Raw genomic sequence first — 12,572 nt, 5'->3', positions numbered from 1 at the left:
CATGTGCAGGGATTGCGGATGCTCTATAAGCGACCACGACCACGGACACGAACACCATCACCACCATCATCACCAAAACCCCGAGCTCGGCAACAGAAAGACCGTTGAGGTTCTAACGAAGATACTTGACGCCAACGACAGACAGGCTGAGTCCAACAGGGAACACTTTGAGGAACACGGAGTCCTCGCCGTAAACCTGATGAGCTCCCCGGGAGCAGGGAAGACAACCCTTCTGGAAAAGACCATAGAGCTCCTGGGAGAAGAGCTTAAGGTAGGGGTAATAGAGGGAGACCTGGAGACGAGCAGGGACGCCGAGAGGATTAAGGCAAAGGGTGCCCCGGCTTACCAGATAACCACAGGACAGGCATGCCACCTTAACGCCTTCATGGTTCACGAAGGCATACACCACCTCCCGTTGGACGAGCTGGACATAGTCTTTATAGAGAACGTGGGGAACCTAGTGTGTCCCGCAAGCTACGACGTGGGAGCCCACGTAAACGTTGTCCTTCTCTCAACCACGGAGGGAGACGACAAGCCCGAGAAGTACCCGGTCATGTTCAGGAGCGCGGAGCTGATGCTGATAACCAAGATAGACCTTCTCCCTTACATGGACTTTGACCTTGAGAGGGCTGTGCGCAGCGCCAAGAACGTTAACCCCAGGCTTGATATAATAAAGCTCTCTTCAAAGACGAACGAAGGCTTTGATCTCTGGCTTGAGTTCGTGAAGAGCAAACGCAAGTTGAGAGTTCTGTAACATGCCGAGGAGAAGCCTCAAGGAGAAAATAAAAGAGGAACGCAAACTCCAGATAATAAGGACTGCCTGCAGGCTCTTTGCCCAGAACGGATACTACAACACAACCATGCCCGACATAGCGAGAGAGCTCAACATGAGCGTTGGGAACCTGTACAACTACTTCCCTTCAAAGGAGGAGCTCGCCAAAGAGGTTATGCTGACCGTAAGCAGGTGGGTTGCCGAGAGACTCAGGGCGATAAACGAAGAGGATATACCCACCCGCGAGAAGATCTACAAACTCGTAGAGGGCTTCTTTGAGGTCTCCCTGGAGGAGCCTGAACTCATAGATTACTTTCTGAGGGTTTTCCTTTCAAACAGGGAAGTGTTCAGGGAAGGTTGCGAGGGATTTGCCTGCGTGGGTGAGGTAGTAACCGAGGTTATGATACTTCTGTCCACGGGTGTGGAGAGGGGAGAGCTCAGGAACCAGGACTTCTTCCCCGCCTTCGTAACCGTGATGGGACCCATGGGTGGAATAGTTTTCCTCAAGGGGGAAGGTGTTCTGGAGAAGCCCCTTATGGACTACGTGGACGATGTGGCACAGAACATCTGGAATGCGCTCAAGGCATAAGATCCTTTTATACGACTATTACTCTAAATTACCTTCGGTTTACACCTTCCAGATTAAATTTATCCATGCAAAAAGAGCATCAGGAGGGGAGCTGTGAAGGTTTTTAAGAGAGTAAAGAGGGAGGGGCTGTTTGATTACTGTGATAAAGTTCCCCTGCCGCTCATAGTGGTTGACTCGGACTACAACGTGGTTCTCATGAACAGAAGGGCTGAGGAGAAGTTTCCCTCGGTCAAGAGGTTTGCAAAGTGTTACGAACTTACCCACGGACTTGAAAAACCGTGCTGGGAACTCAGGGGAGATGTGGCGTGTCCGGTAAAAAGGCTCCAGGAGGGTGAAGAGCCTTACGCCTACCACGAACACGAGGATAAGAACTTCCACATACTCGTTGCCGAGAAGCTGGACGACAGCCTTTTCATGGAGATATACCTTGACACCTACATATCTGACCTCATACGGGAGCTCCGCTTCCTCGCGGACACGGACAGCCTGACGGGCTTTTACAACAGGAGGAAAATAGAGGAGATACTCGCAAAGGAGATAGAGCGCTCCAGAAGATACGGAAACCCCCTCTCGGTGCTCTTCATAGACGTTGACAACTTCAAAGAGCTGAACGATACCTACGGGCACAAGAGCGGCGACGAGGTTCTCAGGAAGATAGCGGAGATAATAAAGAGTGAGTTAAGAAGGACCGACTACGTCGGTAGGTTCGGCGGTGAGGAGTTCATGGTTATACTTCCGGAGACGGACTCCCAGAGTGCTCTCAGGGTCGCGGAGAGAATAAGAAAGAGGGTAGAAAGGGAAGACTTTAAGACTGGAAAGGTCACCGTCAGTGTTGGCGTGACGGAGCTCAAGGAGGGTGACGACCTGAACACGCTCTTCAACCGTGTGGACAGGGCTATGTACTTGGCTAAAGAAAGAGGGAAGAACCGCTCTGAACTCCTATAAGACAAACTTATAAGCCCTCTAAAGATTTCTTTATTGACAGGCTTATATTGTCTAAATCATATTATTGAATGAGTGTTCATTTAGGAGGTGGGGCATGGAAACCTTCTGGGAAGCCTTTAAAAGGCATGGGGTCAGCCGCCGGGACTTCATAAAGTTCGCGACTACGATAACCGGGATGATGGGGCTCGCACCCACGATGGTACCTACCGTAGTCAGGGCTATGGAGACGAAGCCGAGGGTCCCAGTTATATGGATACATGGACTTGAGTGTACCTGCTGCAGCGAGTCCTTCATAAGGTCAGCCACACCGCTGGCTTCGGACGTCGTCCTATCTATGATCTCCCTTGAGTACGACGACACCCTTTCAGCGGCAGCCGGTGAAGTCTTGGAAGAACACAGGAAGAAGATAATGAAGGAGTACTGGGGAAACTACATACTTGCGGTTGAGGGGAACCCGCCCCTCGGTGAGGACGGGATGTACTGCATAGTGGCAGGGAAGCCTTTTCTGGAGCATCTCAAAGAGTCCGCCGAGGGAGCTAAGGCAATAATAGCCTGGGGGTCATGCGCCTCCTGGGGATGTGTCCAAGCGGCAAAGCCTAATCCCACCACCGCGGTTCCCGTGGACAAGGTTATAACCAATAAACCCATAATCAAGGTTCCCGGGTGCCCACCCATAGCGGAGGTTATGACGGGTGTTGTTATGTACATGGTGCTCTTTGACAGGATACCTCCCCTTGACTCCCAAGGAAGACCCAAGATGTTCTACGGTAACAGGATCCACGATACATGCTACAGGAGAGCATTCTTCAACGCCGGGCAGTTCGTTGAGCGCTTTGACGACGACGCTGCGAAGAAAGGCTGGTGTCTTTACAAGGTGGGATGCAGGGGACCCACAACCTACAATCAGTGTGGAAGTATAAGGTGGTACAACGGGCTCTCCTATCCCATACAGGCTGGACACGGCTGTATAGGTTGTTCGGAAAAGGACTTCTGGGACAACGGACCCTTCTACGAAAGGCTCACCAACATACCCGTTCCCAAGCAGGAAGCGGATGCGGATAAAGTTGGAGCGACCATAGCTGCGGCAGCCGTGGGAGGAGCCATAGTCCACGGCATAGCCTCAAAGCTGAGGAACTCTGGAAAGGAGGAGTAAGCCATGAAGAGGGTGGTTGTTGACCCCGTTACGAGGATTGAGGGACATTTAAGGCTTGAGCTTGTGGTGGACGAGAAAACGGGAAAGGTGAAGGACGCAGTCTCCGCAGGAACCATGTGGAGAGGTATTGAGCTGATACTGAAAGGTAGAGACCCGAGGGACGCGTGGGCTTTCACCCAGAGGATATGCGGTGTCTGTACATCAATACACGCCTACGCCTCGGTCAGATGCGTTGAGGACGCCCTCGGGATAAAGATACCCAAGAACGCCAACTACATAAGGAACATAATGTACGGGACACTTCAGGTTCACGACCATACGGTTCACTTCTACCACCTCCACGCTTTGGACTGGGTCTCTCCGGTGGAGGCTCTGAAGGCTGACCCTGTCGCCACCGCAGCGCTCCAGAACAAGCTCCTGGAGAAGTACGGAGGTATAGCGGAGCTTATGCCCGACCCATTAGGGCACAGGGCGTACCCGAGGAAGTTTCCTAAGGCTACTCCGGGATACTACAGAGCCTTTCAGGAGAAGGTTAAGAAGCTCGTTGAGAGCGGACAGCTCGGCATATTCGCCGCCCACTGGTGGGACCACCCCGACTACAAGCTCCTGCCTCCAGAAGTGCACCTCATGGCTGTTGCCCACTACCTTAATATGCTTGACGTCCAGAGAGAGCTCTTCATACCGCAGGTTGTCTTCGGAGGAAAGAACCCACACCCCCACTACATAGTGGGCGGGATGATGTGTTCCATATCCATGGAGGATATGAACGCTCCCATAAACGCCGAGAAGCTCGCTGTGGTTGAGGACGCCATATACACACAGGCTGAGGCGGTAAACCTCTTTTACCTCATAGACCTCCTTGCGATAGGACACATATACGTCCAGAAGGGATGGACTTACGGTGGAGGTCTTGCCAAGAGGAGGGTTCTTGGCTACGGAGAGTTCCCCGACGAGCCCTACGAGGACATAAAGGGAGGGGACTACCACAACAAGATCCTCTATCACTCCAACGGAGTAGTTGAGGACTTCGCAAAAGGTCTTGACAAAACGAAATACTATCCCCTCGTGGGTAAAGACTTTACAGACCCCGATGTCATTCAGGAGTTCGTGAACCACTCCTGGTATAAGTATCCCGACGAGTCTAAAGGATTGCATCCGTGGGAGGGGATAACGGAGCCCAACTATACGGGACCGAAGGAGGGAACCAAGACCCACTGGAAGTATCTGGACGAGCAGGGCAAGTACTCTTGGCTCAAATCCCCAAGGTGGAAAGGAAAGCCCTGTGAAGTGGGACCCCTTGCGAGGTACATAATCACCTACACCGCCGTGAAGCAGGGACATGTAAAGCCCTCCTGGATGGACGAGATGATCGTGAAACAGATAGACACAGTCTCAAAGGTTCTCGGACTGCCTCCCCACGTCTGGCTGCCCACAACCGTTGGAAGGACTGCCGCCAGAGGACTTGAGGCTCAGGTGGGGGTCGCTGCAAACCTCTACTTCCTTAAAAAGCTGTACGACAACATAAAGGCTGGGGATACCACGGTAGCAAATATGGAAAAGTGGGAGCCAGAGAAGTGGCCCAAGGAGGCTAAGGGTGTCGGTATAACGGAAGCACCGAGGGGAGCGCTCGGTCACTGGGTGGTGATAAAGGACGGAAAGATAGAGAACTACCAGTGCGTTGTCCCTACCACGTGGAACGGTTCCCCGAGAGACGGCATGGGACAGCAGGGAGCCTTTGAGGAGTGCATGAAGGATACGGTCGTGAAAGTTCCGGACAAGCCTGTGGAAGTTCTGAAGGGGATACACTCCTTTGACCCCTGTCTCGCCTGCTCAACACACCTCTACGACACTGAGGGCAACGAGATAGTTGAGGTTAAGGTGCAGGGCGGAATCCCCGCCTGCTGAAGGGAGGTGAGGTATGAAGCTGGAAGAGGCAAAGAAGATATACATCTTCAGCCCGGGTCTGAGAATATGGCACTGGGTAAACTTCCTGACGATAATAACCCTCTTCGCTACGGGACTCTACATAGGCAGACCCTTCTTCTCCGGTCCCGTTGGGGTTGAGGCTACCTACGCCTATGAGGAAGGGCTCACCATGGGCTTTATCCGTAAGGTTCACTTCATAGCTGGGTACGTTCTCCTCGCAAGCTTCATATTCAGAGTTCTCATAGCCCTCTTCAGCAAGAGGGACAGGCTCGTCCTCCCTACCTTCTGGAAGAGGGATTACTGGGTAGGACTCAGGGAGATCACCCTAAAGTACCTCCTGATCATGAGGGACGATGAGGGGCACGAGTACATAAGGAACGCCTGTGCGAGGACTGTTTACCCTCTCGTTTACCTCGCCATACTCTTCATGATAATTACGGGCTTTGGCATGTACGGTATGTCTGACCCATCGGGTTTCTGGGCAAGTTTATTTGGGTGGATAGTATGGCTTCTGGGCGGAGAGTTTCCCACCCATATGTGGCACCACTGGGTTGCGTGGCTCATAATAATCTTTGCTGTGCTCCACGTTTACTTCGTTATAAGGGAGGAGTCCATAAAGAAGAACGGAGAGCTTTCCTCCATGTTTAACGGATACAAGTTCTTTAAGGAAAAACCTGTGGACTTAGAGGAAATAGAGTGATGGGCAAGATCGTGGTCTTGGGGGTTGGCAACACCATACTCTCGGACGAAGGTCTGGGCGTTAAAGCTGTTGAGAGGTTGAGTGAGGGGTACGAGTTTCCCGAAGAGGTAGAGCTGATAGACGGCGGAACCCTTGGAATAGACCTGCTGTACTATCTTGAGGGGGTCAGAAAGCTCCTTATACTTGACGCCGTGTCTGGAGGAGGCAAACCGGGCACCCTGTATAAGTTTAAAGGTGAGGAGGTTAAGGGCTATTTCAGGAGGAAGGTTTCTATGCACGAGCTCGGCATACAGGAGGTATTAGCCCTCATGGACGTCATGGACAAGCCCGTGGAGGAGATCGTTGTTCTGGGGATAGAGCCGAACTCCATAGAACTTGGAACCGACCTGAGCCCGGTGATAGAGGATAGCATGCCTGAGCTTTTAAGGGAAGCCCTATCCCAGCTTGAGGAGTGGGGCTTAAGGGTAAAAGCCAAGCAGGAGGTATGACCATGGTAAAGAGAGCGCTTGGAGCCGTACTGTTAACTTACAGCTTAGCCTCAGCCCATCTTAAGCCAGTTCCCCACGAACACATAGGACTTTTACACACCGAGGATATCCTCATGGCGGGAGTCCTCCTGGCAGTTGTAGGGTTAAGCGCCTTTGTGGGGTTGAGGCTGGTCAAAAGGAAGGCATGAAACTGGGAGAACTTCACGAGCTTAAGGGAGATGAACTAATAGAGCTTATCTCCAAGGAGGAGACCTTCGTCCTATACGTGCGCTCAGAAAGAGATTCCGATAAGATAAGGGAGATCTTTGACGTGGACGTAGTCTTCCCGGAGCTCGTCAAAGGTTTTGGAGACAGAGTTAAATTCTTCTGGTGCGATATCAACGAGGTCAATCTCCCTCCTGACCTGAAGATATACTTTGCACCTACGGTAGCCCTGTTCAAGGGAGGAAGGCTGCTAAAAAAGCTGGAAGGTATAAAGAGCTGGGCTGAGTACAACCGTGCTCTGGAGGAACTCCTGTGCTGATGAACGCCGTTCCGATACTGACCGAGGTGCTGGAAGCCCTCAAGGAATTCCTTGCGAAAGGGGAAGAGCACATCATTTACATCAACAAAGTCCCAATAACGCCCGAAGACAGGGAGGCTATCCTTGACACCCTCGGAGAGGGTCACGTGAGGATATACTACGACTCCAAGACCCAGCCCGCCGAGTGGAGGGAAACGGGCATATACGGGGTGTGGATAGGGATAATCTACGACAGGGAGAAGAAACCTGTCCTTGAGACCATAGAGATAACCGACTTCCCGAGGCTCGCGGCAGCCCAGAGGGAGGACATGGAGGAGTCGGTTAGAGTCCTTGAAGATAGGCTTAAGGAGGTTGCGAGGCTTGCCCAGGGTGATAGTCCTGAACCTGAATCAGGAGTTTGAAGGTATAGAGAACCAGAGCATAATGGAGATACTCTACAGATACGGATACGAGCTGGATAGTGCCTGCGGTGGCCACGGGCAGTGTACCTCCTGCAAGGTCATAGTCCTGGAGGGAATGGAGAACCTCTACCCTCCGGAGTTTGAAGAGGCTGACACCATAGAGGAGAAGGGGCTTGAGGAGAGGGAGCGTCTCTCCTGTCAGGCGAAGCTGAATGGAAGGGGAGACGTGGTGATATACATACCTGCGTAAACACTAACCTCCGGTTTTCTTCATTACCCCGCTCCTCACCTTAACTTCCAGAGAGGACAGAGCTTTAACAACGGACAAGTCTATAGACCTTCCCGTGCTGAGGAGCCTAAAGCCCCCTATGAGTCTTCTCTTCCTCAGGGAGATCACCTCTATACCGAGCTCCTCCAGCCTATCCATCAAACTGAGAACTACGTCCTGCGGGGTGGCTGGGTCTACCTCAAGGGTGAACCCTCCCTCAATGAAGTCTCTCAACTTCTTCTCCTCTGTGGCTATAAAGGCGAAGACTATGTCCTCTATCTCTGCGGTTATCCTCTCCTGTCTGAGCTTGTTTACCAGGCGTCGGTAGAAATCAAGCTTTTTGTCTATATTGTCCAGTATCCTTGATATAGTCCTGTACCTCGCAAAGTTTATTGAGGTAAAGTGCTCCAGAAAGACCTCCCTCATAAAAAAGTTCAGGTAAAGCTCCAGGAGCTTGTCAATGAACTCCTCCTCGGGCACTTCTATGTTCACCACCATGTCCTCTGAATACCTCTTCCTTATGTCCGCCGGCAGGTATCTCACCACTACGGGTCTGTATCTTCCTCTCTCCATAGCCTTCACAGCCTTCACCTTTAGCTTTTCCTCAAAGCTCGTGTAAAAGAATGGGCTCTCCTCAAGGAGTGTCCTTTCTCTCCGTTTCTCCTCCGCCTCACCGTATTCGCCCACTTCAACCTCAGGTCTATTGAATAGTACGTAGCATGCGTCACTCTGCCTCCTCCTGTACCTTCCAACGAGTATGTTCTTTATCTCCTCAACGCCCTCCCAGTTTATATCCTTCGTGAGGACGTCCTCAAAGAGCCTTGCTCCCAGGCTCACAAGCGGCTCACGGAAACCCCTCCTGCCGACTACGAAGAGGTTTACGGTCTTGTCCTTCTTGGACTTCATAAAGTCTTCAAGGTGCCTTACGGTTCTCGTCACGAAGTCCCCGAGGTATCCCCTGTCCGAAGTGAGCACGAGAACGTCTATGTTCCTCTCCTCTCTGATGGTCAAGAGCTCAACCCTGAGCCCCGAGTACAGTGAGTAAAGGTGCTCAAGCACCTCCTGGAGTCTAAGGAAGTAAGGTAGCTTCGCTCCGACTATGGAGCTGTACTTTTTGTACCTGTTTACCGCTATGACTTCCCATACGTTGAGGGTGCTCTTCAGGGCTTCAAGGGTGTTTATCCTTCTCCTTATGTCCACTACAGCTCACACTTCTTTAGCAGCTCCGACAGGGCTCTAAGAGCTTTCCCCCTGTGAGATATACCGTCCTTTTCCTCCGGAGAGAGCTCAGCCATCGTCCTGCTGAAGCCTTCAGGGATAAAAATGGGATCGTAGCCGAAGCCTCCCTCGCCCTTAGGCTGCTCTGCTATAACGCCCTTGCACTCACCGCGGGAGAAAAAACCCTTCCCTCCCATGTAAAGCACCACGAAGGCCACGAAGCTTGCGCTCCTGTTCTCTTTACCCTCCATAAGCCTGAGCAGTTTTCTTAAGTTGGCATCGTCTTTAGAGCCCTTTAACTCTTCCCTTCCGCCAAAGTCAATTGAGTAAAACCTGCTTGAGTAAACGCCCGGATACCCACCGAGGGCGTCAACCACGAGCCCGGAGTCGTCGGCGAGGGCTGGCATACTGAAGTGTTCGTAATAAGCCTTAGCCTTTATGTATGCGTTCTCCAGAAAAGTAAATCCGCTCTCCTCAACGTGTATCTTCTCGGGGGGTTCAATCACCTCGTAGCCCAAGGGCTGGAGTATCCTCCTTATTTCCCTGAGCTTTCCGGGGTTTGTGGTGGCAGCCAAGAGCTTCATCTCTTCCAGAGGCTCTTTATCTTAGCCCAGAAGCCGACCTCTTCGTAAAGGGCAGGCTTCTCCTCGTAGGTGAACCTGTCAAGGAAGTTATCCAGGAGCACGAACCTGTCACAGGTCTTTCTCAGGTTGTAGGAGCTTGTCTTCTTGAAGGTGGCGTTCTCCACCCTCTTGCCTATCCTCTGTATCTCTTCAACGGTGTATATGAAGTCGCTGTCCCCGCTGACGAGTACCGCAGTGTCGTAGGCGTTCTGGAAGGCTAAGGAGAGCATGTCTGTCGCGAGCATTATGTCCACTTCTTTCTCTATGAACTCCCCGGAGGGGAGTTTTCTCAACTTTGCAAGCTTAACCTTTATCCCCGATAGGGCGAGCTCATCAAGAAACCTCTTCTGCCTTATGAGGCTCTCCCACTCGGGTGTCCCCTTCTTAACGTCCCTATCCTGGGGAACCGCCGTGTAGAAGTAGGCTCTGACGAGCCGCCTGCTCTCCCTCAGAAAGTCCACGAGCCTGCCGTAATCTATCTTTATGTTCAGGTATCTTATCCCGTGAAACAGGTTGGAGCCGTCAATGAATATCATCAACCTTTCTTCATTCATAGGCTAAATCTCAGGAAGGCTGCCAGTCCGTCAACCTTCTTCTGGAGCTCCTCGTCCACTATAACCTCAACCTGAGCCCTCTGCTCAAGAGCCTCCTCTATAACCTCGTCAACTATATCCTCAACCTCAACGGGCGTCTCTCCCTCAAGGGGACACTCAGGCTTCAGAGATACGAGGTGTGTCTCCGGGCAGAGGTATCCCCTCTTCTCAAAGTCCTCTGGTATCAGCACAGTCCTCACGTTGCCTATCGTAAGCATCTCAAGGACTCTGGAGGTGCCGTTAACGGCAAGCCCTTTACCTATAAGCTCCTGAAGCTCAGATATGAGCTCTTTTTCCTGCTCCCTATCCTTCTCCCAGAGAAGGTTGAGAACCTTTTCCCTGACCTCGTGGGGCTTAGCCTCGGAGGGGTTTATCTCTATGTACCCGACGAGCCTTTCCTTGAGATAGGTATGGAGGTGGTTCTCTATCTCCCTCAGCCCTTCTTCTATGAAGCCTCCGACCACGAGCCTATCAAACTTGATCTCCTTCCAGCTCTCAAAAGCTGCGTCCGAAGCGAGCTTTAGTATCCTGTGCCACTCCTCCTTGATTCTCATGTGAAAACGCCACTCCCCGTAAGCGTGCTGAACCATATTTGGGGCTGCACCCCGGGAGGGCATCTTCAACTGGAATGTCCCCTCGGCGCCCTTTAGCTCACCTCCACCGCTGTGGAACTTGTGGGCTCTCGTTGCGAGCGGCTCAAGGAAGTCAACGGACTCAACCGTGCTCTCTATGTCCATGAGGAAGAAGCGTATGTGCTTTCTGTCAAGCAGCAAAACGGCAACCCTACCGAACTCTTCGTCTATGGCGGCGATCTCCCTTATGAGGGGGTCTGGAGAGACCATGAGCCTGCTCCTGTAAACGTAGGGTAGCTTAACCACCTCAAAGAGCCCTTCCCTGGAACAGGAGAAGATCGCTATTCCTCGGCACCCATCAAGGTTCTTGGGCTCCGACAGGAACTCCCCAATAACCTCAAAATCTTTATCAAGAGAGCTGATAGCTTCTTTGGGGAGCTCCCTTCTATCAAGCTCACCCTTCTTCTCCTTGACCATATCCTTATAGATTCTCAGATACTTGTTATCCTGCCTCTCCTCGGGTCTGAGGTGCAGGTAGAGAGATGTAACCAGCGCATTTTCCGGTCTGAAGCTCGCGAGCTTCTCCAGAGTTTCTCTAAGACTTGCCATCTATTTATCCTCCTTTATAAGGGGTGTGGCTATTACCCTGTATCTATTTTACTCAAAACGTTCCTTATATAACGCTCCTTGTCCTTGTCATCTTCGGAGCCGAGGAGCCCGACCACGAGCCAGAGGTCTCCCTGCCTCCTCAGGTATATGCGCCCACCGGAGAAGCGTAGCTTGTAAATGCCGGGCACAGTAGCAAGGGGCTCAACGTTCTCCTGTCCCTTCCTGCCGGAGAGCCTGAGCAGTTCCTTGAAGAAGACCCGCCTTTTGTCGGGTGGGAGCTTCATAAACTCCTCAACAGCCCTCTCCTCAAAGCTCAGGTTGGGTATAGAGTTCAGAAGCTCTTTCACAGTTGAGAGGTTATCCTTAGACCCCTTGCCCTCCAGCTCTATCTCAAGGGTGCCGACCTTAACGTTGAGCTTCTCAAGCCTGTCCCTCAGAGTCCTGAGCTCCTCCTTGAGCCTATCGTTCTCGTCCGAGTACAGATCAACGAGTTCCTGAAGCTGTAGCAGCTCCTTTATGAGCCTTTTTCTCTCCTTCCTCAGGCTCGCCAGTTCCCCCTTCCCGTGAGCGTGCTCACCCTCCTCCCTGATGACCTCAAGTAGCTGGAATAGTTTCCTGTTGGCTTCAAGGAGTTTTGTCTCCTTATCCCTGTACTCCTTCAGCTCCCTCTGGAGTTCCTCAAGTCTGCTCTCAAGCTCCCTTTCTTTCTCCTCCGATACGCTCTCCTTCCTCTCCTCCTCTATCTTATCTATCTCCTGCTGCAGGAGCCTCAGGTGAACCTCAACCTTTTCCCTCTCCTTGATCACCTTGTCTATCTCCATAAGGAGCTCGTCCCTCTCCCTCTGAATGTCCCTTATTCTCCTCTCTGTAGGGGACTCAAAGAGTACAACGAGGGCAAAGGTGAAGATCACAGGCGGCAGGTCTCTTACAACTATCTCAAGGTTTTCAAAGTAAACGCTGAGGGCAACTATCTGGAAGAAGAATAGGTAACCTATCCACTGGACAGCTCTGTGTCTTTCACCGAAGAGCCAGCTTATGTAAAGAACGGAGTTGTAGGCGAGAACGAGGACGACGTTGTAGGCATCCTCGGGGAACAGGGGTATCGGGGAGAGCTCAAAGGTGGTTATGTACCAGAGGAGGAAGTTGTAAGAGGCTATAAGGAAAAGTAAAGTTAGAGCTCCCCTCATGAAGT

At 51.9% G+C, this 12,572-nt stretch carries 16 protein-coding genes; 11 read left to right on the top strand and 5 right to left on the bottom strand.

All coding sequences use genetic code 11. The annotated features are described in order from the left end of the window. The first annotated feature begins 1 nt into the window (after nucleotide 1). From hypB to HG1285_RS11985, 11 genes are all read left to right on the top strand, one after another. Nucleotides 2-754: a hydrogenase nickel incorporation protein HypB gene (hypB, locus tag HG1285_RS11940; protein WP_008286896.1), complete on the top strand. Its 753-nt coding sequence runs from the start codon at nucleotides 2-4 to the stop codon at nucleotides 752-754. Between the two features lies 1 nt (nucleotide 755). Then, nucleotides 756-1,361 carry a TetR/AcrR family transcriptional regulator gene (locus HG1285_RS11945; RefSeq protein WP_008286895.1) on the top strand — a complete coding sequence of 202 codons (606 nt, stop codon included), beginning with the start codon at nucleotides 756-758 and terminating at the stop codon, nucleotides 1,359-1,361. Between the two features lie 93 nt (nucleotides 1,362-1,454). Continuing rightward, a complete protein-coding gene (locus HG1285_RS18710; protein WP_008286894.1) occupies nucleotides 1,455-2,306 on the top strand; it encodes a sensor domain-containing diguanylate cyclase in 852 nt (283 codons plus the stop codon). A gap of 94 nt (nucleotides 2,307-2,400) precedes the next feature. Beyond that, the gene (locus HG1285_RS11950; RefSeq protein WP_008286893.1) at nucleotides 2,401-3,459 is read left to right on the top strand and encodes a hydrogenase small subunit; all 1,059 of its coding nucleotides are present in this window, start codon (nucleotides 2,401-2,403) and stop codon (nucleotides 3,457-3,459) included. A 3-nt stretch (nucleotides 3,460-3,462) separates the two neighbouring features. After that, nucleotides 3,463-5,364: a nickel-dependent hydrogenase large subunit gene (locus HG1285_RS11955; protein ID WP_008286892.1), complete on the top strand. Its 1,902-nt coding sequence runs from the start codon at nucleotides 3,463-3,465 to the stop codon at nucleotides 5,362-5,364. Between the two features lie 13 nt (nucleotides 5,365-5,377). Then, nucleotides 5,378-6,085, top strand: coding sequence for a Ni/Fe-hydrogenase, b-type cytochrome subunit (gene cybH, locus HG1285_RS11960; RefSeq protein ID WP_008286890.1), 708 nt, complete (start codon nucleotides 5,378-5,380; stop codon nucleotides 6,083-6,085). Beyond that, nucleotides 6,085-6,573 carry a HyaD/HybD family hydrogenase maturation endopeptidase gene (locus HG1285_RS11965; protein ID WP_008286889.1) on the top strand — a complete coding sequence of 163 codons (489 nt, stop codon included), beginning with the start codon at nucleotides 6,085-6,087 and terminating at the stop codon, nucleotides 6,571-6,573. Before cybH ends, HG1285_RS11965 begins: the two co-directional genes overlap by 1 nt. A 2-nt stretch (nucleotides 6,574-6,575) precedes the next feature. Then, a complete protein-coding gene (locus HG1285_RS11970; RefSeq protein ID WP_008286888.1) occupies nucleotides 6,576-6,761 on the top strand; it encodes a hypothetical protein in 186 nt (61 codons plus the stop codon). Further along, nucleotides 6,758-7,096 (top strand): hypothetical protein, encoded by a 339-nt coding sequence (locus HG1285_RS11975; RefSeq protein WP_008286887.1) that lies wholly within the window; start codon nucleotides 6,758-6,760, stop codon nucleotides 7,094-7,096. The genes HG1285_RS11970 and HG1285_RS11975 overlap by 4 nt, the downstream gene beginning before the upstream one ends. Continuing rightward, nucleotides 7,096-7,497 carry a hydrogenase expression/formation protein gene (locus HG1285_RS11980; RefSeq protein ID WP_008286886.1) on the top strand — a complete coding sequence of 134 codons (402 nt, stop codon included), beginning with the start codon at nucleotides 7,096-7,098 and terminating at the stop codon, nucleotides 7,495-7,497. The genes HG1285_RS11975 and HG1285_RS11980 overlap by 1 nt, the downstream gene beginning before the upstream one ends. Next, complete coding sequence (locus HG1285_RS11985; RefSeq protein WP_008286885.1) at nucleotides 7,466-7,747, top strand: 2Fe-2S iron-sulfur cluster-binding protein; 282 nt, start codon at nucleotides 7,466-7,468, stop codon at nucleotides 7,745-7,747. Before HG1285_RS11980 ends, HG1285_RS11985 begins: the two co-directional genes overlap by 32 nt. Nucleotides 7,748-7,750: 3 nt before the next feature. On the opposite strand, the gene HG1285_RS11990 is transcribed toward HG1285_RS11985, so the two are convergent. The 5 genes from HG1285_RS11990 to HG1285_RS12010 are packed head-to-tail and all read right to left on the bottom strand — an operon-like array spanning nucleotide 7,751 to nucleotide 12,567. Then, nucleotides 7,751-8,965, bottom strand: coding sequence for a FoF1 ATP synthase subunit gamma (locus HG1285_RS11990; RefSeq protein WP_008286884.1), 1,215 nt, complete (start codon nucleotides 8,963-8,965; stop codon nucleotides 7,751-7,753). Then, nucleotides 8,965-9,567 (bottom strand): RdgB/HAM1 family non-canonical purine NTP pyrophosphatase, encoded by a 603-nt coding sequence (gene rdgB / locus HG1285_RS11995; RefSeq protein ID WP_008286883.1) that lies wholly within the window; start codon nucleotides 9,565-9,567, stop codon nucleotides 8,965-8,967. The genes HG1285_RS11990 and rdgB overlap by 1 nt, the downstream gene beginning before the upstream one ends. Beyond that, a complete protein-coding gene (locus HG1285_RS12000; protein ID WP_008286882.1) occupies nucleotides 9,564-10,160 on the bottom strand; it encodes an NYN domain-containing protein in 597 nt (198 codons plus the stop codon). The genes rdgB and HG1285_RS12000 overlap by 4 nt, the downstream gene beginning before the upstream one ends. Then, nucleotides 10,157-11,380 (bottom strand): peptide chain release factor 1, encoded by a 1,224-nt coding sequence (locus HG1285_RS12005; protein ID WP_008286881.1) that lies wholly within the window; start codon nucleotides 11,378-11,380, stop codon nucleotides 10,157-10,159. The genes HG1285_RS12000 and HG1285_RS12005 overlap by 4 nt, the downstream gene beginning before the upstream one ends. A 32-nt stretch (nucleotides 11,381-11,412) precedes the next feature. After that, on the bottom strand, nucleotides 11,413-12,567 hold the full coding sequence (locus HG1285_RS12010; RefSeq protein WP_008286880.1) for a hypothetical protein: 1,155 nt from the start codon (nucleotides 12,565-12,567) through the stop codon (nucleotides 11,413-11,415). Nucleotides 12,568-12,572: the final 5 nt, after the last annotated feature.

Source organism: Hydrogenivirga sp. 128-5-R1-1 (assembly GCF_000171895.1).
Note: the sequence above shows the minus strand (reverse complement) of the source record. Positions and strands in the feature narration are given on the sequence as shown.

What these genes read in the sequence shown, in the direction of transcription:
- HG1285_RS11945 (WP_008286895.1), top strand. Translation starts at nt 756, where the DNA reads ATGCCGAGGAGAAGCCTCAAGGAGAAAATAAAAGAGGAACGCAAACTC.
- cybH (WP_008286890.1), top strand. Translation starts at nt 5,378, where the DNA reads ATGAAGCTGGAAGAGGCAAAGAAGATATACATCTTCAGCCCGGGTCTG.
- HG1285_RS12010 (WP_008286880.1), bottom strand. Translation starts at nt 12,567, where the DNA reads ATGAGGGGAGCTCTAACTTTACTTTTCCTTATAGCCTCTTACAACTTC.
- HG1285_RS11975 (WP_008286887.1), top strand. Translation starts at nt 6,758, where the DNA reads ATGAAACTGGGAGAACTTCACGAGCTTAAGGGAGATGAACTAATAGAG.
- HG1285_RS12000 (WP_008286882.1), bottom strand. Translation starts at nt 10,160, where the DNA reads ATGAATGAAGAAAGGTTGATGATATTCATTGACGGCTCCAACCTGTTT.
- HG1285_RS11950 (WP_008286893.1), top strand. Translation starts at nt 2,401, where the DNA reads ATGGAAACCTTCTGGGAAGCCTTTAAAAGGCATGGGGTCAGCCGCCGG.
- hypB (WP_008286896.1), top strand. Translation starts at nt 2, where the DNA reads ATGTGCAGGGATTGCGGATGCTCTATAAGCGACCACGACCACGGACAC.
- HG1285_RS11965 (WP_008286889.1), top strand. Translation starts at nt 6,085, where the DNA reads ATGGGCAAGATCGTGGTCTTGGGGGTTGGCAACACCATACTCTCGGAC.
- HG1285_RS12005 (WP_008286881.1), bottom strand. Translation starts at nt 11,380, where the DNA reads ATGGCAAGTCTTAGAGAAACTCTGGAGAAGCTCGCGAGCTTCAGACCG.
- HG1285_RS11955 (WP_008286892.1), top strand. Translation starts at nt 3,463, where the DNA reads ATGAAGAGGGTGGTTGTTGACCCCGTTACGAGGATTGAGGGACATTTA.
- HG1285_RS11980 (WP_008286886.1), top strand. Translation starts at nt 7,096, where the DNA reads ATGAACGCCGTTCCGATACTGACCGAGGTGCTGGAAGCCCTCAAGGAA.
- HG1285_RS11970 (WP_008286888.1), top strand. Translation starts at nt 6,576, where the DNA reads ATGGTAAAGAGAGCGCTTGGAGCCGTACTGTTAACTTACAGCTTAGCC.
- rdgB (WP_008286883.1), bottom strand. Translation starts at nt 9,567, where the DNA reads ATGAAGCTCTTGGCTGCCACCACAAACCCCGGAAAGCTCAGGGAAATA.